The organism is Pseudomonas sp. Arb-4-2C (genome assembly GCF_055755015.1).
Map to the genome: position 1 here is coordinate 5,696,758 of NZ_CM146899.1, position 26,519 is coordinate 5,723,276.

Sequence of the window (26,519 nt, forward strand, 5' to 3'; positions counted from 1 at the left end):
GCCATGGGCCTGCATTTGAAAGAAGGCGCAGACGACGATCTGGCCGAGAACCACGAAATCAACGTCACGCCATTCATCGACGTGATGCTGGTACTGCTGATCATCTTTATGGTGGCCGCTCCATTGGCCACCGTGGACATCAAAGTCGACCTGCCTGCCTCGACCGCCAAACCGGCGCCGCGGCCTGAGAAACCGGTGTTCCTCAGCGTCAAGGCTGACCAGCGCCTGTTCATTGGCGAAGACGAAGTGAAGCCGGAAACACTCGGCGCCATCCTCGACGCCAAGACTCACGGCAAGAAAGACACCACCATCTTCTTCCAGGCCGACAAAGGCGTGGATTACGGTGACCTGATGAGCGTGATGGATAACCTGCGTGCCGCGGGTTACCTGAAGGTTGGTCTGGTGGGCCTTGAGAGCGCAGCCAAGAAATGATCACGACGCGCCATAAGCTGACGCGTTACAGCGGTAGCCTGGCCGTGGTGCTGGGCGTTCACGCGCTGGCCATCGCGCTGGCGCTGAACTGGACCGCCCGCGCGCCCATCGAATTGCCGCCCCAGGCAATGATGGTCGAGTTGGCACCGGTTCCAGCCCCGCCACCGCCTGCTCCGCCGAAAGTCGTCACACCGCCACAGCCACCGGCTCCGGTTGAAGAGTTGCCGATTCCGAAACTGGCCGAAGCACCGAAGGCTGAAATCGCGGTGCCGAAACCTAAACCGAAGCCAAAGCCTCAGCCGCCGAAGCCCGTCGAGAAGAAGCTGCCGGATCCGCCAAAGGAAAAACCTTCCGAGGAAAAACCGGCTGACACCCAACCGACCCAGGCACCAACGGAGAAATCCGCCCAGCCGGCACCAGGCCCGTCGCCAGCACAAATGGCCGCCAAGGCCAGTTGGCAAGGCACCCTGCTCGCGCATTTGGCGAAGTACAAAAAGTACCCGCAAAGCGCACAGGCTCGTGGCAAGGAAGGCTTGAACCGACTGCGTTTTGTAGTCGATGCCGAAGGTAATGTGTTGTCGTTCGAACTGGTGGGCCGCTCCGGCAACGCCGATCTGGACCGGGCCACCCTGGAAATGATCCGCCGCGCGCAACCGCTGCCCAAGCCCCCGGCCGATATGCTGAACAACGGCTCGATCGAAATTGTTGCGCCGTTTGTGTACTCCCTCGAGAGACGCCGCTGATCCAAGTGGGAGCGGGCTTGCTCGCGAAGGCGTCGTGTCAGTCGACATCAATGTATCTGACACGAAGCCTTCGCGAGCAAGCCCGCTCCCACAGGGGTTATGTGTCGACCAGATAAGCAAAAAGGCACCGAAAGGTGCCTTTTGCATATCTGGCAACGGCAAACTCACATTGCCCGGTGTCGCATTCCTCACTCAGTCTGATAACGTGCGTCTATCGATTGCAGCCGTTATGCTTGGCCCGCAACTTCATGGACGCTCGCTATGACTCTCACAGAATTACGCTACATCGTTACCCTCGCCCAAGAGCAGCACTTCGGCCACGCGGCCGAGCGTTGCCACGTCAGCCAGCCGACCCTCTCGGTGGGCGTGAAAAAGCTTGAAGACGAACTCGGTGTGCTGATTTTCGAGCGCAGCAAAAGCGCTGTGCGCCTGACCCCGGTCGGCGAGGGCATCGTTGCCCAGGCGCAGAAAGTGCTTGAGCAAGCGCAAGGCATCCGTGAACTGGCCCAGGCCGGCAAGAACCAACTGACTGCACCGCTGAAAGTCGGCGCGATCTACACCGTCGGGCCGTACCTGTTCCCGCACCTGATTCCGCAACTGCACCGGGTCGCCCCGCAGATGCCGTTGTACATCGAAGAAAACTTCACCCACGTGCTGCGGGACAAACTGCGCAACGGCGAGCTCGACGCGATCATCATCGCCCTGCCGTTCAACGAAGCCGACGTGCTGACGCTGCCGCTGTACGACGAGCCGTTCTACGTCTTGATGCCGGCTCAGCACCCGTGGACGCAAAAAGAAACCATCGACCCGGCCCTGCTGAACGACAAGAGCCTGCTGCTGCTCGGCGAAGGCCACTGCTTCCGCGACCAGGTGCTCGAAGCCTGCCCGACCCTGACCAAGGGCAACGACGGCGCCAAGCACACCACGGTCGAGTCCAGCTCGCTGGAAACCATCCGCCACATGGTCGCCTCCGGCCTGGGCATCTCGATCCTGCCGCTGTCAGCGGTGGACAGCCATCACTACGCCCCGGGTGTGATCGAAGTGCGGCCGCTGTCGGCGCCGGTACCGTTCCGCACCGTGGCGATTGCCTGGCGCGCCAGCTTCCCGCGGCCCAAAGCCATCGAAATCCTCGCCGACTCCGTTCGCCTGTGCTCGGTTGCCAAGCCCGCAGCGCCGGTTACGGCCGGTTAAGCGAGCGTCATGACTGAGCTGTCGCAAGTGTCGGTGACGGCACTCAAGGGTGTCGGCGAAGCCATGGCCGAGAAACTGGCCAAGGTCGGTCTGGAGAACCTCCAGGACGTGCTGTTTCACCTGCCGCTGCGTTATCAGGATCGCACCCGTGTAGTGCCGATCGGCCACTTGCGGCCGGGCCAGGACGCCGTGGTCGAAGGCACCGTCAGCGGCGCCGACGTGGTCATGGGCCGGCGCCGCAGCCTCGTCGTGCGCATGCAGGACGGCACCGGCGGCCTGAGCCTGCGCTTCTACCATTTCAGCAATGCGCAGAAAGAAGGCCTCAAGCGCGGCACGCGGATTCGCTGCTATGGCGAAGTGCGACCCGGCGCCTCGGGGCTGGAAATCTACCACCCGGAATACCGCGCCATCACCGGTGACGAACCGCCGCCAGTGGACGAAACCCTGACCCCGGTCTACCCGCTCACCGAAGGCCTGACCCAGCAGCGTCTGCGCCAGTTGTGCATGCAGACGTTAACCCTGCTCAAGCCCGCTACCCTGCCAGACTGGCTGCCGACCGAACTGGCCCGTGACTATCAACTGGCGCCGCTGGCTGATGCGATCCGCTATCTGCACAACCCACCCGCCGATGCCGACGTCGATGAACTCGCCCTCGGCCATCACTGGGCCCAGCATCGCCTCGCCTTCGAAGAGCTGCTGACCCATCAACTGTCGCAGCAACGCCTGCGTGAAAGCATGCGGTCACTGCGCGCGCCAGCGATGCCGAAAGCGACGAAGCTGCCGCCGAAATACCTGGCCAACCTCGGCTTCAACCCGACCGGTGCCCAGCAACGCGTTGGCAACGAAATCGCCTACGATCTCAGCCAGCACGAACCAATGCTGCGGCTGATTCAGGGCGACGTTGGCGCGGGTAAAACCGTGGTCGCCGCCCTTGCCGCGCTGCAAGCGCTGGAGGCCGGTTATCAGGTCGCGCTGATGGCGCCGACCGAGATCCTCGCCGAGCAGCACTTCATCACCTTCAAGCGCTGGCTCGAACCGCTGGGCATCGACGTCGCGTGGCTGGCCGGCAAGCTCAAGGGCAAGAACCGCGTCACCGCGCTGGAACAGATCGCCAGCGGCACACCGATGGTGGTCGGCACTCACGCGCTGTTCCAGGACGAAGTGCAGTTCAAGAACCTCGCGCTGGTGATCATCGACGAACAACACCGCTTCGGCGTGCAACAACGCCTGGCGCTGCGACAGAAAGGCGTCGGCGGGCGCATGTGCCCGCATCAACTGATCATGACCGCCACGCCGATTCCACGAACATTGGCGATGAGCGCCTACGCCGACCTCGATACCTCGATCCTCGACGAACTACCGCCCGGTCGCACCCCGGTCAACACCGTGCTGGTCACCGACACCCGCCGCGTCGAAGTCATCGAACGGGTGCGCAGCGCCTGCGCCGAGGGCCGTCAGGCCTATTGGGTGTGCACGCTGATCGAAGAGTCGGAAGAACTGACCTGTCAGGCCGCCGAAACCACCTTTGAAGACCTGACCGCCGCCCTCGGCGAGTTGAAAGTCGGGCTGATTCACGGGCGCATGAAGCCTGCCGAGAAAGCCGCCGTCATGGCTGAATTCAAGGCCGGCAACCTGCAACTGCTGGTCGCCACTACGGTGATCGAGGTCGGCGTCGACGTGCCCAACGCCAGCCTGATGATCATCGAAAACCCCGAGCGCCTCGGCCTCGCGCAACTGCACCAGTTGCGTGGTCGCGTCGGGCGGGGCAGCGCGGTCAGCCATTGCGTGCTGCTCTACCATCCGCCGCTGTCACAGATCGGTCGCCAGCGCCTGGGCATCATGCGCGAGACCAACGACGGTTTCGTCATCGCCGAAAAAGACCTCGAACTGCGTGGCCCCGGCGAAATGCTCGGCACCCGCCAGACCGGCCTGCTGCAATTCAAGGTCGCCGACCTGATGCGCGACGCCGACCTGCTACCCGCCGTGCGCGACGCCGCCCAAGCCCTGCTGGAACGTTGGCCGACGCACGTCAGCCCCTTGCTCGACCGCTGGCTGCGCCACGGGCAGCAATACGGCCAAGTGTGAGCACCGTCGCAGTTTCTGACAGCTCGTTCCGACAGAGCTGGTTATACTCCTGCCATTGTTTCAAAAACGGATACACACCATGACTGACGCAGCTCTCGCCCCCGAACTCCCGCACGCGCCGTCTGTAATTCGGCTGCTGCTCGGCAAGCTGGGTATCGCCTACGAAGAAGTGCTCGACCACCACGGCCTCAATGCCTCGCGCAAAGTACAAGCCGTGTTGCTGGACGATGCCGTCGGCGCGCTGATGGTGCTGTTTCCACAGAGCCAGCTGCTCGACCTCAACCGCCTCGCCGAACTGACTGGCCGTCGCCTGACCGCCGTGTCCACCGAGCGCCTGGAAAAGATGCTCGGCAAACACAGCCTGAGCCTGCTGCCGGGCCTGCCGGCGCTGACCAGCTCGCCGTGCCTCTACGAAGAAAGCCTGCTGCGCGAGCCAAAGTTGCTGATCAACTCCGGCGAGCCGGGCCTGTTGCTGGAAATCGCCAGCGAAGACTTCAAAACCATGCTGACCAAGGCCAGCGCCGCCAACTTTGGCGAAGCCCTGAGCAGCATCCGCCCGAACCTCGACCGCCCCGACGATGACCGCGAGGAAATCACCCAGGCCGTGCAAGCGTTCACCGCGCGCCGGATCCAGCAGCGCCTGGAAGCGACCATCGAGATTCCGCCGCTGGCCGAGACTGCGCAAAAAATCATCAAGCTGCGCGTCGACCCGAACGCCACCATCGACGACATCACCGGCGTCGTCGAAACCGACCCGGCGCTGGCTGCGCAGGTGGTGAGCTGGGCGGCGTCGCCGTACTACGCTTCGCCGGGCAAGATCCGTTCGGTGGAAGACGCGATCGTTCGCGTACTCGGCTTCGATCTGGTGATCAATTTGGCGCTGGGCCTGGCCCTCGGCAAGACCCTGAGCCTGCCCAAAGACCACCCGCAACACACCACGCCGTACTGGCAGCAATCGATCTACACCGCCGCCGTGATCGAAGGCCTGACCCGCGCGATGCCGCGTGCCCAGCGCCCAGAAGCCGGCCTGACCTACCTCGCCGGTCTGCTGCACAACTTCGGCTACCTGCTGCTGGCCCACGTGTTCCCGCCGCACTTCTCGCTGATCTGCCGCCACCTGGAGGTCAACCCGCACCTGTGCCACAGCTACATCGAGCAGCACCTGCTGGGCATCAGCCGCGAACAGATCGGCTCGTGGCTGATGCGCTACTGGGACATGCCGGATGAACTGGCCACCGCCCTGCGCTTCCAGCACGACCCAAGCTACGACGGCGCCTACGCCGAATACCCGAACCTCGTCTGCCTGGCCGTACGCCTGCTGCGCAGCCGCGGCATCGGCTCCGGCCCCGACGAAGACATTCCCGACGCCCTGCTCGACCGCGTCGGCCTGAGCCGCGACAAAGCCAACGACGTCGTCAGCAAAGTCCTCGAAGCCGAAGTTCTGCTGCGCGAACTGGCCTCGCAGTTCAGCCAGGCCTAAAAGCAAACAGGCCCGCTCCCCCAGGTTTTACACAACCCCTGTGGGAGCGAGCCTGCTCGCGAAAAATCCACCTCGATCCAACAGACCGCATCAAGCCTTCGGCTTGGCCTTCCTAGGCTTCAAATACTTCATCAACCCCTGAAACCACATCACCAGCGCCGGATTCCCCTTGAGCTGGATCGACTTGTCCTGAATCCCCTGCATAAACGCCAGTTGCTTGTTCTTCGCCTGCATCGTGGCAAAGGCATAACCCGCATCCTTGAACGCAATCGCAAACGCCGGCTCTGCCACCACGCCAGACTTGCTGGTGATGCGCTGATTCTTCACCACGAAATGCCGCGCCACTTTCCCGTCCAGCGTCTGCAGCTGAAACACCAGATCCTTGTCACCCAACTGCTGCTGGAACGCAGGATTTGTCCGACTGGCCTTACCCATCAACAAACCCATCATCCACAGAAGAAAACGAAATTTCATGCGCACAGCCTCAAAAGGAAAATGAACGGCCGGGGAAGTGTAAGGGATTCGGGAGATAACGCCACTATCTGACGATATTGGGAGATGATGCTGGCTATTTCCTGCACGATGACCGCCAAGTCACGCTTCTGCACCCAACGTCCTACACCTGTTGAAACATATACCTGTAGGAGGTGCCGAAGGCCGCGATCTTTTGATCTTCCAGCCTGCAAACCTATGGGAAATTTCCTGCAAAGTGCCGGGATACCCATGAACCAGGCAGGTTGGCAGTTCGTCGATAGCCTCTGTGTGTCGCCGCAAAATCGGCGACTCGGACGTGCAAGTCCGGTTCAGGTGCACATCCGTTGATGGCATTTCGCCGAGCGCGGTTGTCTAGCCACGCATTTCGCATAGCCGTCCGCAAGCTTGGCATCGAATGACAATGCCATCGGTTCGTCCAGTTCGGCCGAGGTATTGAGCAATACGCGTGTCGCGGGGGTGTATTTGACCCAGCCAATGGTCCCCGTGCCATCGGTGTCAAAGAACAGTTGGGCGCGCACCTTTTCTCCGTCATCCTCATCAATCAGCAGATTGACCTTGTCCTTGTCGACATACCGAAACGGGAAGTCGCTGCTCCTGACCATTTCAGTGAGGTAGCCGTAGCAACTGCTTTCACTGGCACTCGCCGGCAGGGCGAAAGGCAAAAGCAGCAGCACGCTCAGCAGGCTCGGAATTAAAAAACGGTTCATCCCATCATCCTTATTCAAGCGTCGGCGATTGCGCGTCGGTCATCGTCAGCAGGCGGAATTCGTTGTTCACAAATTCGTAGTAGCGATTCCGGTTGATGCTTTCCAGTGAATTGCCCTGAACGTCTTCTTCACCGTCGAGGGTGATTCCGGTGATGAAGATCAGGTGGCTGTCGGGTTGGTAGAGCATGGCGAACGTACTGCCGTCATAGGCATTCGGCAGCCCGCCGACGACTTCTCCGGTGCGCGCATCGAGCACCTCGGCGCAGATGGCGCCACCGCCGCAACCGAGCTGGTGAAGGATGAAATGGCCGGCGAAGTTGACCTTGCCTTTCAAGGCCTTCGCTCGTGCACTGTCCATCCCCGGGCTGCTGCTTTCCTGTGGCACGAGTTCATGGTGAGTGCCGCTGAAAACGCCTGAAACGCGGTAGTCGTTGAACACCGGTTCGGCAGCAAATGCCATGGTTGCCGAAACCGCCAAGAGACTAACCGCCGCCATCGACAGCCAACGCGTACACAACAACTGTCGCTTCACTTCATATCCTTTGAATTCATCAATTCCAGTTCACCATCCCGATACACCACCTCACACCCCACCCACGCCGGATCCACCTGCGGCATCACCGCCGACGGCTTGCGCAACTCGCGCAGCAACGTCGAGCCGTGAGACAACCGTCCACCCATCCGCGCAATCACCGCCCGCGCGGCCTGATAGTGCGCGTGACGGCCCGGATCGAGGGTGTCCTCCAGCAAGATGTCCTCGCCAAGTACACCTTGCACCTGCCCCGGATAAATCATGAATCCGATCGCCTGCTCAGCGCCTTCACAACCGTCCTGCCAGAAGCTGCCATCGCGGGTACGCACGTCCGGATGCGGCGCAAACCAGTGCTCGCGATCCGCCAGCGGCATGGCGTGGTGCAGGCGGAAGAAGATGCGCATCAGATTGTCGCGATACCACTCGCGCACTTGCAGGTAGTAGCCACGCAGGCCCGGCAGGCCAGCCGAGTGCGCGAGGCGGATCAACCCGGACCATTGCGGGAATGGCTGTAGCGGCAGTTCGCTCGACGCGGGTCGCGGGGTGGCCGGATCGGTTTCCCACGGCAATCGATGAGGACTGTTTTCCAGATTGTCGTACGCGGTCGGCGGGCGGCCCAGCCAGTCGCCGCCACTGCTGGCCAGCGCCGTGGCGATGCACAGGTTGCCTTGCACCACGAACACATAGAACCGCGTGAACCAATCTGCCAATTGCTGGCCATCGGCAGCTTGGGCGACGAGTTCGGCCAGTTCCTGATCGAAGCGCTGCAAGCCGTTTTCAAGGTTCAGCAAATGGCCGCGAGCATTGCGCTGCATGCGCAAAAACAGCGGCAGCGAACGCAGCATCTTCAATGGTTGCCAAGGCAAATGCGGCGTCGCGCCGCCGACTTCACCAGCGTAGTTACTGGCGCTGATGCCCCAGTCGGCGAGTCGGGCGAGAAACAGGTCATTGTTGATGTAGGACGCACCGCCGAACACTGCGGTAAACGGCTCGTTGTCCTGCAACACCCGCGCATCCCAGCGCGCCATGATCGCCGGGATACTCGCTGCCGCGCGGCGCTGGGCGTATTCCACCAGCACGCTCGGTTGCGGCGGCAGGATCTCCGCGATGTTGGCGGCTGTGAGGTGCCGGCGCCAGCCGTAATCGCTGATCGGCCGGTATTGCAGCAGCCACAGTTGCGCGCCGTCCCAGGCCCATTCGACGTCGCCGGGCACGTAGTGGAACACGCGCAACACGTCTTGCAGAAAGTCCCACAGCAGCGCTTCGGTCAAACCGTTGGACGCCGTGAACTTGCCGCTGCGCCACGCATTGCCGAGCCGCGAAAGTGTTGTCTGTGAAGGGCTGACGTGACCATCGGCCAGCGATTCGAGATGGCCTTCAACCCACTCCAGTTCTACCGAGAGATGGCGCAGGAAGGCGATCCCGGACACTACCGGCGTGATGAAGCGTTGCACCACCACTTCCTCGACGCCTTCGGCCGTCAGTTCGGCAATGCGTTTCGGCACATTGGCGGTCGGCTCGCGCAGATAGGTGGTACTCAAACCGGCATTCGCCGAATCGGCCTGATCCTCGCCATAACTGGAGGAGCGCACCGCCCAGGTCACGTCAGGTAGGGCGGCGAGAAACGCTGACAGACGCGGATCATCGCAATCATTAAGGGTCAGCGCCGCCGGCACCGGTTGCCGGGCAAGCTCCGCCAGACGCAAACGGCCGCCCTTGGTGTGCGCGACAAAACCACGCTCGCCGGACTCCAGCCACGCGGCAAATTCGGCCGGCGCGTCGATCCACGGGTAATGGCCCCAACCGGGTTTGAGACTGATAGTCAGATCAGCGCGGGCCAGAATCGCCGACCACGCCGCCGCCTGCTCGATGCCCAGCACGGCATCCTGATCGCCCCAAACCAGCTCGACCGGATCGGTGATCCACTCCAGCAGCGGCAGCGCAGTGTCGGCGCGAATCAGATCCCAGTGCGGCACAAACGCACGGCAGCGCGCATAACCGGCGCCCATGCGCTGGTACTGCGCAGGCGTCCACGTCTGGTTGGAAAACTTGCGCGCAAACAGCGTGGGTTTGTTCGACAGCAGCCAGTGAATGGTCTTGCGGATCGGCAGCGGCGACATCAGGGCAGGCAACCGCCGCTGCCACAAAAACGCCCCGACTGGTGCCAACAAAACGCTGCGGGAAAAGTGCCCGGGCCGACGTTGCAACGCATGCAGCACAAGCAAGGCATTGACCCCCACCGCCATGATCGCGCTGCCCTGCTGCGTCATCGCCAGCAAGGTATGCGCGTAGTCCGCGAGATCCTCGCAGGGCGGCTGCGGATTGGCGCCGAAGCCCGGCAACTCCAGCGGCACCACATCGTAGCGCTGGAAGTGCGGCAGCGCGTCATCCCACCAATCGGCGGCGCTGCCGTTGCCGGCCAGCAGGTACATCAAGGGCTTGCTCATGGGCGATCCTCAGGCCAGATCGCGCAGAGCGGCGTCGAGGGTTGGATAGCGGAACGTGTAGCCAGCCTCGGTCAAACGCTGCGGTACCACGCGCTGACCGTCGAAGAACAACTGCGCCATCTCTCCTGCTAAAGCTCGCACTGGCGCGGCGGGAATATGGAACCACACCGGACGCTTGAGGACCTTGCCGGCCTGCTCGGCGAACACTGCCTGACTGACCGTTTCCGGTGCCACCATGTTGTAGGTCCCGCGCAGACTGTCGTCGTTGAACGCCCGCGCGATCACCTTAAGCACATCGTCGCGGTGCACCCAACTCATGATCTGCTGACCGTCACCCATCCGACCACCGAAACCCAGGCGGAACGGCAGCAGCAACGGTGTCAACGCACCGCCGGGACCGAACACCACGCCGAGGCGTAGCACCACCTGACGCACACCAAACTCGGCGGCCGGTTGCGCGGAGGATTCCCAACGCGCGCAGAGTTCGGCCATGAAACCGTCGCCCTTGCTGGCGTGTTCGTCGAGGTTTTCGCAGGCATCGCGCACGCCGTAGAAACCGATGGCCGAGGCTTGAATCCATAGCTTTGGTTTGTGCTTGGTGTTTTTCAGCCAGGTCATCAGTGCTTCGGTGGTGCCGACTCGGCTGGCGAGCAGTTGCGCCTGACGTTCAGGAGTCCAGCGTGGGCCGGCGACGGGGGCGCCGGCGAGATTGATCACTGCGTCGAAGGCTTCGTCGCGGCTGAGTTCGCTGAGCGAGTGCACGCAGCGGACGCGGCCGTTGAACAAGGTGGCGGCGCTCAGCGGATCACGCGTTAGAACGCTAATTGAATGACCGGCATCGAGTAATTGGTGGACTAAAGCTTCACCTATAAACCCTGTGCCGCCGGTGATCAGTACGCGTTTGAAAACGCTGCCAACAAACGGGTTGGATGTGCTCGGAGTCTTTAATGAAGGGGATTTTCGGCGGTCATGGCGATACAGCCACATCAGCGGCGGCAACAACACCAGCAACGCAAAACCGTCGAGCCAAAGGTGCGACCAAACCTGTTGTTGCGCTGAGAGCCACATGTCCTGCGGCGCCCATAACAGGATGCCGGCGATCAACCAGCCCCACACTGCCGGGGTTTTCAAGCGATTGCCCAGGTGCACCAGCGCGAGCATGTACAGCGAATAACTTTGCAGCGTCGCGCCGAACAGCGCGAGCCACCAGACCTGCTGTTCGTGACCGGCGGAGGGGACTGCATCTGCGCCCCAGAACGACAGTTCGAGAACGTGCAGATAGCCGTCGAGTAAACCGGAATGCCCGGCCCAAGTCAGGGTGATGCCGGCGAGCACATGTACGATCGCGGCGGCATACAGCCAAAGCACCATCGCGGAGCGAAGAGAGAAAGAGGGGGCTGGCATTCCGTGTCCTGAGCGCATTCCTTGGGGGGTGGGGAGTTTAAAGGAAAATCGCGATCGTCAGATGCTCAGGTATTAAACGTTTGAGCGTGACGGACTCAGACTCAACACGTGCGGAAGCTCATCAAACATCACCCCGAACTTCAAATGCACTGACTGGCCTTGATCGGCTGCGATCCCAATCGCTTCACACTGTCGATGCTCGACTGATCACCTTTGTCAGCCGCCATCTGATAACAGGCTAACGCTCGGGATATATCCTTAGTTCCCAACTCGCCACCCTCAAAGGTAGAAGCCAGATAACTCATCGCGTCTGTGGAACCCATGGTGATCGCCCGAATGACCTGCTCTTTTGCCTGCTCGGGATGAAGGCAAGGGCCGTTATAGTCGGTGGAGTTTCCTGAACAAAGAAACGTGGCATAGCCCAAAGCCCCACTTGGTATTTTCGAGGCCGCTTTGAACAACGCCTCAACCTTGTTGGTTTCCAGCTGAGAGGCCATCTGCGAAAGGCTCAGGCGTGCCGCCGACAGGCTCGCCTTCGCATCACCCGACTCTGCAGCACATACATAATTTTCCAGAGACGCCTCAATCAACTCCACAGTCAGCGGATATTGCTCAAGAAATCCCAGCCCTCCTAAAGCTTCAGCACGTTGTTCACAGAAGTTCTCGGCGCGGCTCATGCCGGGATTACGTGTTGCGATAAGGTCCCTCTCACTGATCGACCAATCCTCAATCCCCTCAAGCACCCAACATGCCTGACGAGAGAAGTTGAAGACTTTCACATTGCTGTTGCCCGCTCGCTTATCCACCACATTGACGTGACTGTCGTCCACTTCTTCAATCTCGACTCCAGGAGTCTTGCCGGGCGTGATTGCAGCCATCAGCGGATAGGTGAAAGTAGCTCCACTGACACCCGAGGTCGAAGGCTCAAAGGTACTTCGATCCTTTCCCGCTACCGGTTTCAACACCATCGATTTGACCGTCATCGCCGTGAGACGGCGTTGAGATTCGCTGTTGGCGGAAAACGCCGTCAGGAAGGGAGCGAACTCCTCCGAAGGACACGCGCCGCTGGCCGGCGCCGTTGAAGTGCTCTTATCGGCTGCAAGAGCAGGGACAATCTTGTCCAGATACGCCGAACGCTCGCGGCTCATTCTGGCGACACACGAGTTGACGGCGAACACATGTGCCGGCATCCCGGTCTCGATCTCGAACGCCTCCAACGGACAGTTCGCATCACGCAATTTCAGCCACGCACGCTGCGACTCCTTGACCTTCGCCGCGTACTCCGCACCCAACGCCGGATCTGTTCGATAGTCAGACTCAAGCCGCGACATCAACTGCTTATAGCTGACATTCAACTGCGCATCTGCAGCCTTCTTCGCCACCTCCGAGCAGGGCACCATTTCCAGGCTTGAGGTGACATGGCTGCAGTCATCCTGCGCATACGCCACTGAAACCGGCAGCAGCATGGCCAGCAGGGTAAAAACGAAACGGTTCACTGTGTTCATCCTTGAGTCATTCAGGTTTTGCGCTTGGCGAACCGGGTGACGCATTGCTTGGGTAGGTTCATTTCCCAGTAAGTGCTGAGCAACGCTTTACGTTTTTTGTCGACGCGCAGGTTAACGAAGCCATCGCCGCAGTCCGGCTGCAACTCTTCGAACGTGCCGGTTTTGGCTTGATAAATGAACACCCGGTAGTAGTCGTAAGTGCCCATGCCGTCATCGAGCTGCCAGATCGCGAAATCCTTGGCGCCGTCAAAATTGAAATCATCGAACTGCGCATGGAGTTCGTTCTCGGTTTCAAAAGCGATTGTTCGCGACTCGCTGTGCGTTTCGGTTTTAACCGCGATGTTCAGCTTGGAGCCTTCGAGAACCAGCGTCGCGTCGACGCCTTTGGTTGGGCTGAACGTGGTGGTTTCGGCTAACGCCGGCATCGTCCACATCAGGCCGAGCAGTGACACCGCTAGAGTTTTGAATTGCATGTGCTCGCCCTACTCCCACCTGCATCCGGACTCTGGAGTGGAGTCAGCACTGGTGCTGACTTCGAAGCTGGATCCCTCAGGGACAGACCACGTTTTTTGACAATTACTGAAAAGTGGTCTGTGCCCAGTTCATTTATTAAACCTCTACTCTCCTGACCAGTACCAAATCGTATCGCCCCATCGCGAATCATCTACATTCGGCATAATTTCGCCCTGCTTGAAGTATCGGCGGGAGTTAGCTTGTGCAGGAGTAAACCAATAACCTTGTTTAGTACATGGCTGCCCCGAGTCAACTCGACCAATCTGCAAGATGCTCGAACCGGTATAATTTCTAGCATACTCAACCAAGTCCTTCGGATAAACCATATGATCTATTTTGCTATCGTCAATCCCATAAAGAAATGCAATAGCACCTGCTTCAAAGGCCCAGTACCCAAAGTAGCTACCATCATCACCATCAATACTTAAATGCGAGTCATGCCAACTCGCCCGGAGGTCACCAAAAGACTCATACCACTGACCGCAATACTCATTCAAAAGCTTAGAGGCCTCAGTTTTGCTAGAGGCATAAATTGACCTGATCAGCTTCGTATATACTGGGTGAAACCACTCATCTATATCAGCCCTTCCTGCTAAGTTTTTACGTAGCAAATCTTCGTAAAGAGTATCCTCACTATTAAAACCCGCTGCATCTGTCAAATGTACAAATCTGGCCAAAAGATCATTTCGATGCAAAAGTATGCACAGGCTGGCCACCTGGACAAACTCTTCAAAATCGGTTGGAGACTCTTCAAGATCCAGTGGCGATATATTAGGTACGCCCTCATAATCAGCCAAGGCCTTTTGATACATCTCGAAACTTCGCACGACTCTTTCAAGCGGCTCATACAACTCTGAAACCGGTTCACCAGCTGTATATTTTATTATCAAAGCGCCGAGAGAATCCTGTTTAACCTCAAAGGCTTTCAAAGATGCTTCCTGACCCGGAAAATCCTCTTCCAGATTGTGAGTACTCCAATAAGATTCCGAAGAATCATAAAAGCCAACAAGGTTTTTATAATACGCCTCTGTAATAAACGGCTGCCTTCTATTCATTTTCTATTTAAACCTCAAGCCGCAAAGAATCTAGTGCACCATGTTTTTTCGCCAGCGATTTTTTTCGCCTATTCACAGCTTGCTTTACCTCATCCTCACCATAGTGAAATGCGGCATGCTTCGCATGGCTGGATTCAGGAGATCCACTAAGAAGTGCTGTAGCATGCTCCTCCGGGCTTCCCGAAAGATGATACAACGGAGAAAAAAACAGATGCCTTGAGTAAGAATCAAGAATCTCTCTAGTCATCGTAACTCCCACAGCGTCCCTCAAATTTTTTGATATCCACTCTTTACTCATCTGAACCATCAAGTCGTTCTTTTGGGCTTTAGAGGGTTTCGTAGCCTTCTCAGATGTATTATCAGCGGATTTTTTACCAGATACCTTTGATCGATTTTTTCCGGCAGCTTTTCCCGTACGATCATTATCATCCTTGGCCTCTTCAATAGGCTCCAGAAGATTGCTCAATTGAGGTTCTCCGGAAACACCAAGTTTTGAATTAATGCTCGGCTTACGGGTATTATTTGGCTTCCTCAAAAATTTTGGAGCATCCTCGTTCTTGCTCGCTTTTGCCTCGATAATGGCAAATTTTCTTCCTGCGTTCGTCGCGGGATCTGCTCTCCACACTGCGTCGATGCCCGTGCCGTTAGCAGGGTCCGACAACTTATAAAGAATATTGTGACTTTTCGGGCTCCCACCTTTAGAGAGCTTACCCAGTTTACTTGCGCTTGGTTTCCCTTCTAGCCATTTTCCGTCAGCTCCCTTATCATGGCCATCCCAATCTTTACCCCAACCAAACTCCACTGCGCAAATGTAGTCGGCGATGTGTTCTCCGCTTACACCCAAGCCCTCGTTGGAGATGTGGTAACTCTTCTTTTCTGTTTTGTTTTTATCTATAGAGTTAGGTCGAGTTTCACTTGCGCCGCTCTTACCTTGCGTTGCAACTGCGGGATCTTTACCCGCTGGCTTATGACCTTTGGCCGACTTACTTGAGCCCGATGCCATAGCCGAACTATTGCGCTGCATCCCTTTCCACTTAAGCAAACGCTTCTCAACAATCCCTATCATCTCAGGCATATTGTCACGTGCAGTAGCAAGCACAGTAACGATAGTAGATTGAGTCCAAGCAGGGAAACTTTTATAAGTAGAGGACCCTTTCACTCCGCTGATAATATCGTCCAACTCTGCGCGCAACTTTGAGGCATCAAAAATTTGCTTTAGCAATTCTTCTGGACTTGTTTTTACACCACATTCATCTAACACGAAACGCAGGAGATCAAATAATACTGGCGCAAAACGCTGAGGGTCGCGATTGACTATACGCAAACTCTTCTTGAGTCCGTCACCCGGACCGGGAATCCAACCGATGACAGCCATCAGCAAATCAAACTTTGCGTCCTCTTTACTCTCTGCAGTTCCAGCATTGTAGAGATCAATGGAGGACTCCACGGTATCGTAAGCATCAATGGCTTGGCCTAGGAATGGCACTGCCCCCAAAGCAATCCCTTTTGCCAGTTCAACAGCGGCCTCTTGATAAGCGGCTTTACGATCTTCGTCTCCAGCAGCGTTCGTCGTTTTTAAATCCTCAGTCATTTCAGCCTCCCTGCGGCTTGCTCAATCAGTGCTTGTAAATCAACTTGAGCGGGATCCAGCCCAAGTTTTTGCAGGTCTGAATTGACCTTGTCATCGGAACTCTCAACTACCTTGACTGACTCACGATCAAAGGGCCTCGGGTCTTCACCGTAATAAACTTCAATCGGGCCAGGTGGCACGTCCTCCAACCGAGCGAACCCCTTGGTGTCCAGGATACCTTCACGGCTCGACCCATCTGAAAACTCGACTCGGTAAGAGGCTCCAGGAACAGGTTCAAGATTACTTTGGTGCAAATTCAACTCAAGCCAAGTCGGATTCGCCTTCCCCGCCTCCAGCACCGCTCCCGCTTTCGCTGCGTCAGCCAATCCGGGCAACCCCGGAACTTTGATACCAATTCCTGAACCAGTTCCAGCAGCACCACCCGCATTAATCTTCACCACCGGCCCAACCACCGTCACACCACCGCCATCCAGCTTGATGAAACTGCCGCCGCCGAGAATCGTCAGCTCAGTCCCCGCCTCAATGACAATCTTGTCCCCAGCCTTGATGTGTATCTCTTTCCCGGCACTGGTCAGTTGCGCAGTCCCGAGCTTCACATGCTGGCTCTCACCAATAGTCAGGTGGTCATCCATCCGTGCTTCGATCTTGCGGTCGCTGATGGTGGTTCGGTGTTCTTCAGCCTTCAGTTCGGTGTAGGTGTTCTTCACCACAGTGTCGTGGCGTTCATTGCCGACGCGGATTTTCTGGTCGTGTTCGACGTTTTCATCCCAGTCGCGCTGGGCGTGGATGAAGATTTGTTCGGCGCCTTTTTTGTCTTCGATGCGCAGTTCGTTGTAGCCACCGCCGCCCGGGGAGCTGAGGGTTTTGAAGACGCTGCGGGTCTTGTTCGCCGGGAGGGCGTACGGCACCGGGTTTTCCTTGTGGTACAGGCAGCCGGTGACCAGTGGTTGGTCGGGGTCGCCTTCGAGGAAGGTGACGAGGACTTCCATGCCGACGCGCGGGATGGAGATGGCGCCGTAGCGGTCGCCGGCCCAGGAGCTGGAGACGCGCAGCCAGCAACTGGTCTTGTCGTCGGCCAGGCCTTCGCGGTCCCAGTGGAATTGCACCTTGATGCGGCCGTATTGGTCGCAGTGGATTTCTTCGCCCTTGGGGCCGGTGACCATGGCGGTCTGGCTGCCGAGCACGCGCGGTTTCGGGTGTTCGAGGGCCGGGCGGTAGAACACGTCCCACGGGGTGGCGAGGAAGGTGTTGCGGTAACCCTGGTGGAAGTCGTCCTTGTTGTCGGTGGTGTCGCTGGTCACGCCTTCTTCGAGGACTTGCGGCTGTTTGCCTTCGTGGAAGATTTCGGTGAGCAGCCACAGGTCGTTCCACTCACTGCGCGGGTGGTCGGACATGGCCATGAAGTGGCCGCTGACCAGTTTGGTCTGGTCGCCGCGACCTTCGGCCTGGCGGTAGTCGGCGCGGTGGCGTTCGAGGGCGCGCTGGCTGAGGAACTTGCCGCGCGCGCGGTCGATGAAGCGGCCCGGGTAGTCGTAGTCTTCCAGATCCGGTTCGCTGTTTTCGCTGTCGCAAGCACCATCCGGTTTATACGCCGCTTCCATTTGCAGGCGCGGTTTTTCGAAGTCGTAGTCGCGGCGCGTGGTGCGGCTGGTGCGGGTTTCCAGGCGCAGTTTGAAACCTTTGATCACCGGTTCTTCAGCGACCATGCCGCTGCCTTGCACGTACGCGGTTGGCTGCCCGAGGTCGGGGAACACGGTCTGGTCGTCGCCGAACACCAGCAGATGAGCTTTTTCGCTGTGCTGGAAGTGGTAGTGAATGCCCTCCTCCTCGCACAGGCGCTGGACGAAGTGCAGATCGGTTTCGTCGTACTGCACGCAGTAGTCGCGATCCGGGCACGGCTGGCTCAGCTGGAAGCTGTAGGCGTTGCCCTTGATCCCGTGTTCGTCGAGGATCAGCGCGATGATTTTCGGCGCCGACATCTGCTGGTAGATGCGCTGGTTGGTGCGGTGATGCAGGTATTGCAGTTGCGGCACCAGCGAGACTTTGTAGCGGGTCAGGCGTTTGCCGGCATCGCCTTGGGCGACGCGGTAGATCTGGCCATGGATGCCTGAGCCCTGTGGATCGAATGCGAGAAACGCCTGCTTGTGCAGGAGTTTTTCCAGGTCCAGATCGGGGTTTTCGCTGACCAGTTCGAGGTCGAAACGAAACGGCTGGCTGATGCCTTCGGTGCCGGTGAACGACAGCACTTGCAGGTCGCCCACGTAGTCTTCGACCTTGAGGCTGAAGTGGGTTTCGTTAGCTGGGTTGAACATAAAGTGCTCCCTGTTCGAATGTCGTCCGTTACGCCCGAAGTCGCAACCGTTGCAGCCAGGACGAAGTGGCGCCCAAGGCGTCACGCAATTGATCGGCAGTGATGGTGCGATCTGCCGCATTGAAGCTCAGCGCGGTTTTCAGCGCTGGCCAGCCGTGTTTTGGCAGATTCGCCGGGGCTTGCAGCTCGCGCTCCAGGTGCTCGTCGCGGGCCTGGGTCGAGGGCAAGCGGCGGAACGGGTGTTTGCCGCTCGCCAGTTCATAAATCACGCAGGCCACGCCGTACACGTCCGCGCTGGCCGACAACGGTTGGCCCTCAAGCAGTTCGGGGGCGGCGTAGCCCGGGGTCCAGGCGTTGAAGCGTTCGCGGCTCAGGTGCGGCAGGCCGGGCAACACGCCCGCGTCTGCCTGGCCGAGACCGAAGTCGAACAGGCGCAGACCGTCTTCGCTGAGCATGACGTTGCTCGGTTTCATGTCTCCATGCAGCACGCCACGACGGTGGGCATAGGCCAGCGTATCGAGCAGCGGCAGCGCGATGTCGCGCGTTTCTTTCCACGGCAGGCCGAGGGGCCGCTCGCAGAGCAATTTGTCCAGGGTCAGGCCACGCATGTATTCCATGGTGATGAAGGCCCGCTGGCAGTCGGTGTCGACTTCAAAAGTGTGTGCACGCACGACATTGTCGTGGCGCAGGCGTCGGGTCAGGGCGAACTCGCTGTAGAGCAAGGCGCTGGCGTCCGGCGACTCGGCAAATTCTTCGCTGAGGATTTTCAGCGCGATGTAAGGATCGGGATCGCCGAACTGCTCGTGCAGCAGATCCCGCGCCCGGTAAACGGCGCCCATGCCGCCTGCCCCGAGCAGACGCTCGAGGTGGTAGCGGCCGGCGAGTACGTCCGGCAATGCACCGATGCTGGCCTTGGTGGGCGCCAGCAAAGGCTCGGCGTTGTTTGCCTTGGCGAAGGCGAAGTAGGTCAGGTTGTTGGCCTGATCTTCGCTCATCAGCAAGTCATCGACTGACGATTCGATTTCACTCATTGGCGGATCACCACGGCAGTCAGGTTGTCCCGGGCGGCGCCACGCAGGGCACCATCGAACAGACGCTCCAGCGCCACGTGCGGCGCACTCAGGCTGAGGGCGTTGCCAAGGGCATCGCTGCTCAGGCCCTGGTACAAACCATCGCTGCACAACAGGAACGCATCGCCCGGGTAGACCTCGAGTTCGAGGACATCCAGGGTCAGTTGTTCGGCCGCGCCGACCGCCCGGGTCAAGGCCTGGGCCGCTGGGTGCGCAGCGGCCTGTTCGACGCTCATCTGTTGCTCGTCGATCAGTTGCTGCTGCAGCGAATGGTCCTTGGACAGCTGATACAACCGCTGCCCACGCCACAGGTAGCAGCGGCTGTCGCCGGCCCAGATGCAGGCCGCGCGATTGCCTTCCACCAGCAGCGCCACGACGGTGCTGCCCATGATGCTGTCGTGACGCCCGGCGGTGACCGTCAACTCTTGCCCCAAACGCCGGTTCAGCCAGTGCAGGCACTGGCGGATGGCTTTGAGGCGTTCGTCGAAGTCCTCGTGCTGCGGCAGTTCAGCCAGGCTGGCGACGATCAACTGGCTGGCGATGTCGCCACCCTGATGACCGCCCATGCCGTCCGCGACCACCCACAGCCCCTGCTGCGGATTGTCGAGGAAGGCATCTTCGTTGCGCGCCCGCACCTTGCCCGGGTCGGTACGCGCCGCGCTGCGCCAGGGACTGGCCACCAGCATCAGAGCTGCACCGGCATACGGAAGGTGCGCAATACGCCCATGTCGAACGGGTTCGGCGTGCGCTGGCTGGTCAGCAGGTAGTTGGCGCGCAGGCCACCCACGTCGGCTTTCAGCACCAACACGTCGCGACCGGTCAGGTACTCGGTCTGCATCAGGTCGAACAGACGGAACAGCGACCATGGGCCGGAGTTCTTCTCGATACCGATCGGACGCCCCGCCATCTTGTCCATCACCAGGCTGGTACGACCGTCTTCAGCATCGGTCGGCCACTTGAACGTCATTGGCAGGATCGGACCGTGGCGGTATTCCATGGTCTTGTCGCCGAACTTGAACTCGGAACGGCTCACCGCCGGATCGAGGGTGTACGGCTCCAGTTTGAACTGCACGGTCGGCTCGGCCGGGTTGATCGAGAAGAAGCTCTGGCGAATCGTCAGGGCTGCCGCCATCTGGTCCAGATACATCTTCGACACCGGCAGGCTGTGGCCGTCGACGCTGCGCATCCGGTAGTTGCCCGGATCACCGCTGACGAACGGACGCATGTAGCTGTCGAAGAAGCGGTCGACGGTGCCTTGCGCCCGGAAGAACTCGCGGAAGTCGCTGATCGCCACGTCGCTGGTGCTGCTGGCGCTGAACGGATAACGCTTGCTGATGGTCTTGCCATACACGCTGTACAGCTCGTTCTGATAACGGCCGTTCAGGTATTGGTAGGCATCGTTGAGCACCAGGCGCCACGAGTCTTCGGCCAGCACGTTGAACCACACGCTCAGCGGACGCGGCAGGCGACCCGAGGCAGCACGCAGGTTGGTCAGCGCATCACGCTGGCCGCTCATGCGGGTTTTCGCCAGTTCGAACGCGGCTTGTTCCGGCGTACTGGAACGGGCCAGACCGGACAGTTGCAGTTGCAGGTCGTTGAGCGCACTGAGGGCCGGGGTCAGGTCAGCGGCCGGGCCGTTGTTGTCATCAAGCAACCGGTGCAGCGGCTCGAAACGACGTTGCAGCGACTTCTTCGCGGTGTCCGGCAGGTTCTTCGCCACGTTCATCGCCGAGGCTTTGTCCGCGACAGCCGAGGCCAGCTTGCCGACCTTGCCCAGTTTGCCCTTCTGCCCCGCCAGTGCATCAGCGGCATCACCGGCTTCATCCACCGGATCGGCAGCAGCCGGGAAGCGCGTGTTTTCGCGCACTTCAGTGAGCAACGCCAGCACCGGTGAGTTGGCCGAAGTCAGGCCCGCCAGTTGCTCGGCGCCTTCACCGGCGTCGCTGATCGGCGGCAACGCCACCTGGCCAACGGCTTCGCTCCAGTAGTTGGCGTAGTCGCGGAAGTACAGTTGCTCCAGCTCGACCATCAGGCGACGCAAGTCCATGTCGCTGATGCCCGCACCTTCGCCCAGCACCCAGTTGTCACGCAGGATGTCGGTGACCAGCGCCGAACCCTGCACCGAGAAATACTGCTGATAACCCTGCTGGGTGTAGAACCCCGGGATCACGTATTCGGTGCCGATGAACAGCGAGCCCTGCGGGCCGAGGTGCTGGCTGAAACGGTATTCCGGCAGGTTGCGCGCCTGCTCGCGGAGCATGCGGTAGACCACGGTGGCCAGCGATTCGGAACGCAGAACCTGACGTGCCTGAGTCACCAACTGATCGTTCAGCGGGTAGATGAACGGCTGCTTCAGCAGGCGCTCGAGGTGAGTGTTCAGACCGTTCTGCACCGCGGTGTTGCCGGTGTAGCGCTGCGACCAGTCAGTGGCGACCCAGTCCTTGAGCCACGCGGCGTCACGGCGGTCTTTCATGTTCAACATCAGGTACGCGCGCAGGCTGTTGAGCAGCTTTTCGCGGTCCTTCATGTTGGCGCGGATCTGCCCTTCGAGCATCGTCGCGACCCGTGGCAGCAGTTGCACTTCGAGTTCGTGCTCGTAGGCCTGCCTGACCACCGGATTGACGTCTTCGCCCTGATACAGACCGCCCCGCTCGTGGTACGAGACGTCGCCCTTTTTCGGGAACACCTGAGTCGCGGCGTAGCTGGTGTCGAGGGTTTTCAGCACGCCCATCGCGTCATCACGCGGGGTCAGCGCCGAACGCTGTTGAGTCCAGTTCTGCGCCAGTGCGCGCAGGTTTTCCAGACGCTCGTAGTTGGCCGAGAAACCACCGGCCCAGAGCATGCCGAACAGCGCCAGTGCAGCCAGTGCGCCGACGTACAACGCACGCTGACCCCAATGGATGCGGCTGCGCTCGCGCTTGTCGAGGCCGGCCAGATCGGACTCCGGGAAAATCACCCGGCTGAACAGATGATGGATGAAACGCGAACGGCCACTGCGCAGGGTTGGCAGCACGCCGGCATTCATGCCCAGATTGGCGCCGATGCCGGCGGTGGTCGCGTCCATTTCCTGAGTCAGGTGCGGAGCGCTGGTCAGGTAGAAACCACGCAGCAGCGTCGCGCGCTGGTAGCGGTTGCCGGTGAACGCCAGGTCGACGAACAGGCACAGATGCTCGCCGATCTGCCCCAGTTGATGCGGGAAGTCGAGGATGCGGCCACGGCGCTGCGTATCGCGCTCGGAGTGCATGCGCATGATCACCTGATTGTTCAGGCGACGCAGCAGCTCTTCGAACTCGCTGCGCAGTACCGCGACGTCGGTGCCGAGCTGATCCTTGCGGAAGCTGGTACCCAGCACTTGATCGCTTTCTTCGCGGGTCAGTTGATCGAAGAACTCGTCGAAACCGAGCAGCTTGTCAGCCTTGCTCAGCACCAGATACACCGGTACGTCGACGTGCAGCTTCTGATAGACATCTTGCAGGCGACCGCGTACCTGGCGCGCCAGGGCGTCGATGTCCTGCTCGCTGCCACCGATGAGCGATTCCACCGGAATGGTCACCAGCACACCGTTCAACGGACGCCCGCGACGACGCTTGCGCAACAGCTCGAGCAAGGTGGTCCAGGCACTGCCGTCGACTTCCGCGTCCGGCTGCGCGGTGTAGCGCCCGGCGGTGTCGATCAGCACACCGTGGTCGGCGAAGTACCAGTCGCAATGACGGGTGCCGAGGGTGTCGCGGGTCAGCTTGCGGTCGATCTTGTTGATCGGGAATTCGAGCCCGGAGAAGTCCAGCAGACTGGTCTTGCCGCAGGACTGCGGGCCGATCAGCAGGTACCACGGCAAATCGTTGCGCCAGCGTTCGCTGCGGCCGCGATACAGGCTCGAGGTCTTCAGGGTTTTCAGCGCGTCCTTGAACCGCGCCTTCAACTCTTTCTGCTCTTCTTCGATCAGATCGTCACGACGGATGCGATCCTGGCCGTCTTCGGTTTCTTCGACGGCTTTCTTGCGGATACCCGCGCGCCAGCTGACGAAGACCATGGTCAGGCCCCAGATCAGGAACAGCACGCTGATGGTCAGCAGACGCGAGGTCGCGCTTTCCCAGAACTTGTAGTCATCCACTGCCAACAACGGGCCAACGAACCACACCAGCAGTGCCACGAACAGCACCAGCAGCAGAGTCCAGACCCAGGTCTGGCGCAGGAAGGCGCCGACTTTCTTGAAAAACTTTTTCATCACACGTCCCTGTTACGGCTGCGACTGCGGTTGAACCGCGGCCGGATCAAGCGGCTGATATGGTTGCAGAACGGTGTCGCGCTGCTCGCCCAGGACCCAGGCGAAGCCCGAATACATCACCACCAGGCAGACGAAAGTGAACAGCACCACCATCCACGCCGGCACGATGCGCACCAGGTTGCGGCGCTGATCGTTGAGGCCTTCCCAGTGCGGCGACAACTCGCGCGGCACGTCGCCACGCAACTGACGGATCTGCCGGTACAGGGCGTCGCGGATGCCTTCGAGTTCGAGCATGCCACGCGCCTGCACGCGGTACTTGCCCTCGAAACCGAGGGACAGGCACAGGTACATCAACTCGAGCATCGGCAGGTGTTTGACCGGGTTCTTCGACAGGCGATCGAGCAACTGGAAGAACTTCTCGCCACCGAAGGTCTCGTTGTGGAAGCTGCTAAGCAGGCTCATCTGCGACCACTCGCTTTCGTTGCCCCACGGCGTGGTCACGACGGCTTCGTCGACCACGGTGCAGAGCACGTAACGAGCGGCCATCACCTGGCTGCTTTCGGCGCCGTTATGCAGGGCGCGCACTTCAAACAGCTTGAGCCCGGCGGTCAGGCGCTCGTTGAGCGCGTAAAGGTCTTCGCGGGTTTCGCTGTGCTTGAGACGCACCACTTCCGAAAGCAGTTCGGACGAGGCCGCCACCAGCGAATTGAGGCTGATGTTGAACGCCTCCGCCGGGCGCAGGCGCGCAGCGTAGATCATCCGTTCTTCCAGTTGCTCGAAGCGCGGTGGCGCAGCGAAGTCGGTCAGCGGACTCGACGCCGGGCCGTGGCCCTGACGGTCGAGCAGGACGGTTTTGTCGTCCTGGTTGTGTTCCATGTCCTTGATCATGTCGGTCAGTTCCTGATGGCCCAGAATTTCAGTTCAAGCTCGGCGAATTCGCCGGACACGTGGAACGCGAAGCCGCCGGAGCGCTCGAGTTGCGCCAGGTCTTCGGAACTGAGTTCGAGGATGAAGTAGGTTTTGTTCGAGTGGAACGCGATCTGCCGCGGGGCCACGGGCAAGGGTTTGACCTTGATCCCCGGCAGGTGCAGGTTGACCAGTTGGCGAATGCGCTCCACCGGGCCGACCTTGAGGTGCGCCGGCAAGCGTTGGCGCAGTTCTTCGGAGTCGCAGTTGGCACTCGCTGCCAGCACGAACGAAGCCGAGCCCAGCAGTTTGTGGTCGTGCAACGGCGACACGATGATGCCGTACTGACGCGCTTGCAGGATCAGCTCGATGGCGTGTTGCTCCAGCACCATCGACAGCACCTGACGAATCGCTTCCATCAGTTTGCGGAAGCTCGCGCCCTGATCGGCGTGGGAGTAGCGGCTGTCCAGGCGCGGGCGCTTGCTGTCGCTGGAGAAAGTCGCCAGATCGCCGAGCATGGTCAGCAGCGTGCGGTACAACTCTTCCGGGTGCACTTGCTCCAGGCCCAGGTAATGGCGCAGCAGCAGTTCGGTACGGTTGATCAGTTGCAGCATCATGAAGTCGCCAACCTCCGCGCCGCCGACCTTGCCGTTGGAGCGAATCCGCTCGGCAATCGTGTCGCCCCGGTGGTTGAGCATGCTGATGACTTCTTTGAGGCACGACAGCAGGTAGCTGGAAGCGTGGGCCTGAATGTAGGTCGGCACGAAATCCGGATCGAGGCTGATCACACCGTCCGGCGTGGTGTCGAGCACGTCGCAGATCTTCAGCTTCACGTAGGCCTGATCGCTCTGCTGCTCGCCGAGCAACAGTTTGAAGTCCGGGCGGCCGCAGCTGACCTGGCTCGCGGAGTCGTCGCCGGCGTTGGAGTCGGCCACTTCGGCGTCATACGCGGTGTAACGCGCCAGCACGTCGGACTGCTCCGGACGGCGCGCTTCGATGTGGTTACCAGTAACCAACGGCAGCGCCAGGTAAATCGGCGTGTTGCCGGTGTTCGGCGGCACGTCCAGCGCCAGCGGTTCGGTGTTGCCGCCGAGTTCGAACAGGCTGCCGTCCGGCAGGATCCCCGACGCGGCACTGATCACCAGCTTGCCCATGTTGAGGAACTGCAGGTCGATCTCCAGATTGAGGAAACCCCAGGTGTAGCCACCCAGCAACTGGGTGCGGGTTTTCATCTGGTGATCGTAATAGCGATCGTTGTGCTGGAAGTGCTGCGGGCGCAGCAACATGCCTTCCTGCCAAATGACTTTATGGGTATTCATGTTCAGTCATCCGCCTTGGCGAGCGCTTCATGGGTGTTGCGGATACCGGCCTGATCCAGGGTCAGATCGGCGTCGGTCAGCTCCAGCGGAGTGACCTGCACGGTGTAGCGCCACTTGGTTTCCGGCAGATCGCGATACGCGGCGAGAACGCCGACGTAGCGGCTGCCCTCCTCCACGCTGAGTTTCATTTCCACGGTTTCACCCGGGCGCAGTTCGAGTTCTTCGCTGGCCACCAGGTCCGGGTTGAGGGATTCCTTGGCGCGCTCGTAGAGGCTGAAGAAATCAGCGTTCTCGAAGGTCACCGGGTGCTTGAGTTCGAACAGGCGCACCACGATCGGCGAAGGACGGCCGTTGAGGTCCGGGTTGAGCTGATCGCTGCCAGTCAGTTTCAGGTTGATCTTGGTCACTTTCGAGTATGGCGACAGCGACGAGCAGCCGGCGAGCAGCACCAGCACGGTGAGCGCAGTCAGCGTCTTGAAAAAAGCGGTCGAGCGGCGAGACATGCGCA

The 26,519-nt window shown here is 60.0% G+C and carries 21 protein-coding genes; 5 read left to right on the forward strand and 16 right to left on the reverse strand.

All coding sequences use genetic code 11. From position 1 onward, the window contains the following. Nucleotides 1–3 precede the first annotated feature (3 nt). The 5 genes from exbD to AC0J41_RS25945 all read left to right on the forward strand — a co-directional run bounded on the left by exbD (nucleotide 4) and on the right by AC0J41_RS25945 (nucleotide 5,931). Nucleotides 4–432: a TonB system transport protein ExbD gene (exbD, locus tag AC0J41_RS25925; protein WP_473013945.1), complete on the forward strand. Its 429-nt coding sequence runs from the start codon at nucleotides 4–6 to the stop codon at nucleotides 430–432. Next, nucleotides 429–1,175: an energy transducer TonB family protein gene (locus AC0J41_RS25930; RefSeq protein ID WP_473013946.1), complete on the forward strand. Its 747-nt coding sequence runs from the start codon at nucleotides 429–431 to the stop codon at nucleotides 1,173–1,175. Before exbD ends, AC0J41_RS25930 begins: the two co-directional genes overlap by 4 nt. A gap of 261 nt (nucleotides 1,176–1,436) precedes the next feature. Next, nucleotides 1,437–2,366, forward strand: coding sequence for a hydrogen peroxide-inducible genes activator (locus AC0J41_RS25935; RefSeq protein ID WP_025112699.1), 930 nt, complete (start codon nucleotides 1,437–1,439; stop codon nucleotides 2,364–2,366). 9 nt (nucleotides 2,367–2,375) lie between these two features. After that, nucleotides 2,376–4,451, forward strand: coding sequence for an ATP-dependent DNA helicase RecG (recG, locus tag AC0J41_RS25940; protein ID WP_025112698.1), 2,076 nt, complete (start codon nucleotides 2,376–2,378; stop codon nucleotides 4,449–4,451). 79 nt (nucleotides 4,452–4,530) lie between these two features. Then, nucleotides 4,531–5,931 carry an aminoacyl-tRNA deacylase and HDOD domain-containing protein gene (locus tag AC0J41_RS25945; protein ID WP_025112697.1) on the forward strand — a complete coding sequence of 467 codons (1,401 nt, stop codon included), beginning with the start codon at nucleotides 4,531–4,533 and terminating at the stop codon, nucleotides 5,929–5,931. A 90-nt stretch (nucleotides 5,932–6,021) separates the two neighbouring features. On the opposite strand, the gene AC0J41_RS25950 is transcribed toward AC0J41_RS25945, so the two are convergent. The 16 genes from AC0J41_RS25950 to tssJ form a co-directional block, all read right to left on the reverse strand. Then, nucleotides 6,022–6,405, reverse strand: a complete 384-nt coding sequence (locus AC0J41_RS25950) for a helicase (RefSeq protein WP_047596805.1) — start codon at nucleotides 6,403–6,405, stop codon at nucleotides 6,022–6,024. Nucleotides 6,406–6,734: 329 nt separating this feature from the next. Further along, nucleotides 6,735–7,133 carry a hypothetical protein gene (locus AC0J41_RS25955; RefSeq protein ID WP_473013947.1) on the reverse strand — a complete coding sequence of 133 codons (399 nt, stop codon included), beginning with the start codon at nucleotides 7,131–7,133 and terminating at the stop codon, nucleotides 6,735–6,737. Between the two features lie 10 nt (nucleotides 7,134–7,143). Next, the gene (locus AC0J41_RS25960; RefSeq protein WP_473016035.1) at nucleotides 7,144–7,593 is read right to left on the reverse strand and encodes a hypothetical protein; all 450 of its coding nucleotides are present in this window, start codon (nucleotides 7,591–7,593) and stop codon (nucleotides 7,144–7,146) included. A 68-nt stretch (nucleotides 7,594–7,661) separates the two neighbouring features. After that, complete coding sequence (locus AC0J41_RS25965; protein ID WP_473013948.1) at nucleotides 7,662–10,112, reverse strand: PEP-utilizing enzyme; 2,451 nt, start codon at nucleotides 10,110–10,112, stop codon at nucleotides 7,662–7,664. Between the two features lie 9 nt (nucleotides 10,113–10,121). Next, nucleotides 10,122–11,516 (reverse strand): TIGR01777 family oxidoreductase, encoded by a 1,395-nt coding sequence (locus tag AC0J41_RS25970; protein WP_473013949.1) that lies wholly within the window; start codon nucleotides 11,514–11,516, stop codon nucleotides 10,122–10,124. Nucleotides 11,517–11,656: 140 nt separating this feature from the next. Further along, entirely contained in the window at nucleotides 11,657–13,012 is a 1,356-nt protein-coding gene (locus AC0J41_RS25975) for a lysozyme inhibitor LprI family protein (RefSeq protein WP_473013950.1), read from the reverse strand. A gap of 20 nt (nucleotides 13,013–13,032) precedes the next feature. After that, nucleotides 13,033–13,494 (reverse strand): XAC2610-related protein, encoded by a 462-nt coding sequence (locus AC0J41_RS25980; RefSeq protein WP_473013951.1) that lies wholly within the window; start codon nucleotides 13,492–13,494, stop codon nucleotides 13,033–13,035. A 144-nt stretch (nucleotides 13,495–13,638) separates the two neighbouring features. Next, nucleotides 13,639–14,589 carry a PoNe immunity protein domain-containing protein gene (locus AC0J41_RS25985; RefSeq protein ID WP_473013952.1) on the reverse strand — a complete coding sequence of 317 codons (951 nt, stop codon included), beginning with the start codon at nucleotides 14,587–14,589 and terminating at the stop codon, nucleotides 13,639–13,641. 7 nt (nucleotides 14,590–14,596) lie between these two features. Beyond that, a complete protein-coding gene (locus AC0J41_RS25990) occupies nucleotides 14,597–16,180 on the reverse strand; it encodes a hypothetical protein (protein ID WP_473013953.1) in 1,584 nt (527 codons plus the stop codon). Next, nucleotides 16,177–18,492, reverse strand: coding sequence for a type VI secretion system Vgr family protein (locus tag AC0J41_RS25995; RefSeq protein ID WP_473013954.1), 2,316 nt, complete (start codon nucleotides 18,490–18,492; stop codon nucleotides 16,177–16,179). Before AC0J41_RS25995 ends, AC0J41_RS25990 begins: the two co-directional genes overlap by 4 nt. Nucleotides 18,493–18,520: 28 nt before the next feature. After that, nucleotides 18,521–19,522, reverse strand: coding sequence for a serine/threonine-protein kinase (locus AC0J41_RS26000; protein ID WP_025112687.1), 1,002 nt, complete (start codon nucleotides 19,520–19,522; stop codon nucleotides 18,521–18,523). Beyond that, entirely contained in the window at nucleotides 19,519–20,247 is a 729-nt protein-coding gene (locus AC0J41_RS26005; RefSeq protein ID WP_025112686.1) for a PP2C family protein-serine/threonine phosphatase, read from the reverse strand. The genes AC0J41_RS26000 and AC0J41_RS26005 overlap by 4 nt, the downstream gene beginning before the upstream one ends. Further along, the gene (gene tssM, locus AC0J41_RS26010; RefSeq protein ID WP_025112685.1) at nucleotides 20,247–23,786 is read right to left on the reverse strand and encodes a type VI secretion system membrane subunit TssM; all 3,540 of its coding nucleotides are present in this window, start codon (nucleotides 23,784–23,786) and stop codon (nucleotides 20,247–20,249) included. Before tssM ends, AC0J41_RS26005 begins: the two co-directional genes overlap by 1 nt. 12 nt (nucleotides 23,787–23,798) lie before the next feature. Continuing rightward, nucleotides 23,799–24,674, reverse strand: a complete 876-nt coding sequence (gene icmH, locus AC0J41_RS26015) for a type IVB secretion system protein IcmH/DotU (RefSeq protein ID WP_008078709.1) — start codon at nucleotides 24,672–24,674, stop codon at nucleotides 23,799–23,801. A 5-nt stretch (nucleotides 24,675–24,679) separates the two neighbouring features. After that, the gene (tssK, locus tag AC0J41_RS26020; protein ID WP_025112684.1) at nucleotides 24,680–26,011 is read right to left on the reverse strand and encodes a type VI secretion system baseplate subunit TssK; all 1,332 of its coding nucleotides are present in this window, start codon (nucleotides 26,009–26,011) and stop codon (nucleotides 24,680–24,682) included. Nucleotides 26,012–26,013: 2 nt separating this feature from the next. Next, nucleotides 26,014–26,514, reverse strand: coding sequence for a type VI secretion system lipoprotein TssJ (gene tssJ, locus AC0J41_RS26025; RefSeq protein WP_025112683.1), 501 nt, complete (start codon nucleotides 26,512–26,514; stop codon nucleotides 26,014–26,016). Between the last annotated feature and the right edge of the window lie 5 nt (nucleotides 26,515–26,519).

Coding starts and splice junctions, on each gene's coding strand:
- exbD (WP_473013945.1), top strand. CDS start 4: ATGGGCCTGCATTTGAAAGAAGGCGCAGACGACGATCTGGCCGAGAAC.
- AC0J41_RS25930 (WP_473013946.1), top strand. CDS start 429: ATGATCACGACGCGCCATAAGCTGACGCGTTACAGCGGTAGCCTGGCC.
- AC0J41_RS25935 (WP_025112699.1), top strand. CDS start 1,437: ATGACTCTCACAGAATTACGCTACATCGTTACCCTCGCCCAAGAGCAG.
- recG (WP_025112698.1), top strand. CDS start 2,376: ATGACTGAGCTGTCGCAAGTGTCGGTGACGGCACTCAAGGGTGTCGGC.
- AC0J41_RS25945 (WP_025112697.1), top strand. CDS start 4,531: ATGACTGACGCAGCTCTCGCCCCCGAACTCCCGCACGCGCCGTCTGTA.
- AC0J41_RS25950 (WP_047596805.1), bottom strand. CDS start 6,405: ATGAAATTTCGTTTTCTTCTGTGGATGATGGGTTTGTTGATGGGTAAG.
- AC0J41_RS25955 (WP_473013947.1), bottom strand. CDS start 7,133: ATGAACCGTTTTTTAATTCCGAGCCTGCTGAGCGTGCTGCTGCTTTTG.
- AC0J41_RS25960 (WP_473016035.1), bottom strand. CDS start 7,593: ATGGCATTTGCTGCCGAACCGGTGTTCAACGACTACCGCGTTTCAGGC.
- AC0J41_RS25965 (WP_473013948.1), bottom strand. CDS start 10,112: ATGAGCAAGCCCTTGATGTACCTGCTGGCCGGCAACGGCAGCGCCGCC.
- AC0J41_RS25970 (WP_473013949.1), bottom strand. CDS start 11,516: ATGCCAGCCCCCTCTTTCTCTCTTCGCTCCGCGATGGTGCTTTGGCTG.
- AC0J41_RS25980 (WP_473013951.1), bottom strand. CDS start 13,494: ATGCAATTCAAAACTCTAGCGGTGTCACTGCTCGGCCTGATGTGGACG.
- AC0J41_RS25985 (WP_473013952.1), bottom strand. CDS start 14,589: ATGAATAGAAGGCAGCCGTTTATTACAGAGGCGTATTATAAAAACCTT.
- AC0J41_RS25990 (WP_473013953.1), bottom strand. CDS start 16,180: ATGACTGAGGATTTAAAAACGACGAACGCTGCTGGAGACGAAGATCGT.
- AC0J41_RS25995 (WP_473013954.1), bottom strand. CDS start 18,492: ATGTTCAACCCAGCTAACGAAACCCACTTCAGCCTCAAGGTCGAAGAC.
- AC0J41_RS26000 (WP_025112687.1), bottom strand. CDS start 19,522: ATGAGTGAAATCGAATCGTCAGTCGATGACTTGCTGATGAGCGAAGAT.
- AC0J41_RS26005 (WP_025112686.1), bottom strand. CDS start 20,247: ATGCTGGTGGCCAGTCCCTGGCGCAGCGCGGCGCGTACCGACCCGGGC.
- tssM (WP_025112685.1), bottom strand. CDS start 23,786: ATGAAAAAGTTTTTCAAGAAAGTCGGCGCCTTCCTGCGCCAGACCTGG.
- icmH (WP_008078709.1), bottom strand. CDS start 24,674: ATGATCAAGGACATGGAACACAACCAGGACGACAAAACCGTCCTGCTC.
- tssK (WP_025112684.1), bottom strand. CDS start 26,011: ATGAATACCCATAAAGTCATTTGGCAGGAAGGCATGTTGCTGCGCCCG.
- tssJ (WP_025112683.1), bottom strand. CDS start 26,514: ATGTCTCGCCGCTCGACCGCTTTTTTCAAGACGCTGACTGCGCTCACC.